The organism is Mesorhizobium sp. Z1-4 (assembly GCF_004000235.1).
Taxonomy (GTDB): domain Bacteria; phylum Pseudomonadota; class Alphaproteobacteria; order Rhizobiales; family Rhizobiaceae; genus RCIO01.
Map to the genome: position 1 here is coordinate 1 of NZ_RCIO01000017.1, position 2,261 is coordinate 2,261.

At 61.7% G+C, this 2,261-nt stretch carries 4 protein-coding genes and 1 pseudogene; all 5 read left to right on the plus strand.

The window, feature by feature from the left end:
• Positions 1–192 (plus strand): ubiquitin family protein (locus EP165_RS20590; protein WP_501981697.1); only part of this gene is annotated, 192 nt, incomplete at its 5' end.
• A complete protein-coding gene (locus EP165_RS20230; protein WP_127524663.1) occupies positions 189–434 on the plus strand; it encodes a hypothetical protein in 246 nt (81 codons plus the stop codon). The genes EP165_RS20590 and EP165_RS20230, both read left to right, overlap by 4 nt.
• A gap of 247 nt (positions 435–681) precedes the next feature.
• Complete coding sequence (locus tag EP165_RS20235) at positions 682–864, plus strand: hypothetical protein (RefSeq protein ID WP_127524664.1); 183 nt, start codon at positions 682–684, stop codon at positions 862–864.
• On the plus strand, positions 861–1,748 hold the full coding sequence (locus EP165_RS20240; RefSeq protein ID WP_127524665.1) for a DNA cytosine methyltransferase: 888 nt from the start codon (positions 861–863) through the stop codon (positions 1,746–1,748). The genes EP165_RS20235 and EP165_RS20240 overlap by 4 nt, the downstream gene beginning before the upstream one ends.
• Positions 1,745–2,261, plus strand: a pseudogene (locus EP165_RS20245) (DNA methylase N-4); the annotation flags it as partial. The gene EP165_RS20240 and the pseudogene EP165_RS20245, both read left to right, overlap by 4 nt.

Sequence of the window (2,261 nt, forward strand, 5' to 3'; positions counted from 1 at the left end):
CCATGCTGGACCCTGTTCATCACCGGGCCGCGAATTCGTGAATGGGGCTTCCACTGTCCGCAGGGTTGGCGGCACTGGCGGCTGTTTACTTCTGGCCCGAACGGCGAAGCGATCGGTCGCGGCTGCGGAGAGGATGAGCAGCCGGTAATTCGGATGCGCCATCGAAACATCCAGAATGGGGTGCGGCGATGAGCAAGCAGCCCGGCCTCAACGAAATGCGGCGCGTTCTCACGGCCGAGGCTGACCGCCTCTACGGCACGGAAATGGCCCGCAAGAAGCTCGGCGAAAAGCCGAACTCATCGCAGCTTCGCAAAGTCGAAGTGCTCGATGCCGCCGGCGATCTGCTGGCGCGCATCATTCCGGTTGTCGGCGACGTGTCCAAGGCCATTCGCGGCGTTTCCATCAAGCCTATGAGGCGGGACGGGATTCGATGAGAGACGATCCGTGCCTCCGCTGCCCTCTGCCAGATTGCGACGACAAGTCGCCGCGCTGCCTCGTTCGAAAGCTTCGTCAGGGATACGAGCGAAAGCGCAAGGATGGTCAGGTCGAAAAGGCAAGCGACCAAGAGCGCGCCGCCGCAACGGAAGTATTTCGCTGGTGGGTTCTCGATCGGGCGGCAGAGGCCAGTGAGGGCGGGCGTCCATTTCGACGCGGGGCCACCCTGTACGGATCGGAGGCGACATGAACGCCCCCGTCGAACCACCACGCCTTTCTGATTGCGGCCCGCTCTGGCAGCGCATGATCGACGGCCTTGCGGACATGCAAGCCGATCTGCTGCGGCGCGTGCATGGGCAGATGGAGGAGGGCAGGGAGCGGGATGAATTTGAAGCTGCTGACATGGGCCACGGAGCGCGCGACGAATGAGAGACTTCGTGCAAATGCCCTCCGGCCTCCTGATCCCCGAAAGTGTAGCAGTGAGGGAAAGCCGCAAGATGCGCCGGCCCAAGGCGATGGACTTCTTCTCTGGCGCAGGTGGCTTCTCTCTCGGCTTCATTCAAGCGGGATACGAGGTTGTCGCGGCTGCAGAATGGGACCCGATGGCCGTCATGACTTACATGGCCAATCTCTGCCGCTACGGCGAATGCCAGATGCACTTCGTCACGGATGACGACCGCGAGCGCACCGAAAAGGCGTTTGCTGGTGTCTACAAGCGCTCCGGTATCAACATCAAAAACGGTGATGTCGTCGCCGCGAAGGGTATGCTTGCCGATATTCCCCGCGCCGGTTCCGGCTGGATAGCGGGCCAGCCGCGATCGACACCGGGCGTTTCTCATATTTTCGTCGGCGACGTGAGAAAGCTGGAAACGCAGCGCATCCTCGATACTCTCGGCATGACGAAAGGCGAGTTGGACGCGGTGTGCGGCGGGCCGCCATGTCAGGGCTACAGCACCGCAGGCAAGCGCGATGTCTACGATCCTCGCAACTCCCTCGTTTTTGAATACGCCCGCTTCATCGTCGAACTAGGCCCCAAGGCCATGGTCATGGAGGAAGTGGCCAACATCATGAACATGGTGACGCCGGAAGGGCATCCGGTGATCGACCAGTTTTGCCGCATTCTCGAAGACGGCGGGTTTCAGGGCTTCAACGCCTTGCAGCAGGCGCTCGGCGTCAAGCCGAACGCCAAGGTCGCAATTCGCGGCAAGGGCAATCGTGCCGACATGAAGAAGGCCGGCGTCAAGGTCGACGACGATGATGATGTCCGTGAGCTGTCTCCGCAGGCTGACCTTTTTGCGGAGACGGCCGCATGACCCTCCAATCCTACAACGAGTTTCTGCGGGCGAAGATGAAGGTAGCGGAGGCCACCGGCTTCGACGTGCCCGATGACGAGATCAACCCTGACCTCGCGCCTCACTGTCGCGCCATCGTCAAATGGGCCATGCAGGGCGGCCGTCGCGGCATCTTTGCCGCCTTCGGCCTGCACAAGACATCGATCCAGCTCGAATTGATGCGCCTGATCGGCAAGCACATTGGCGGCCGTCGCCTGATCGTCCTGCCGCTCGGCGTTCGGCATGAGTTCTTCTCAGAAGCGGAGGAACGGTTCCGTGGCGCCTTTGCCATCCGGCTCAAATTCGTGCGCCGCAACGATGAACTGGACGACGATGAAGCGATCTACATCGCCAACTATGAGAGCGTCCGCGACGGCAAGCTCGATCCGTCGCTGTTCACGGCCGCGTCACTCGACGAGGCGGCGGCGCTTCGTGGCTATGGCACAAAGACCTTCCAGACGTTTCTGCCGCTCTTCGAGGGCGTGCGCTTCAAGT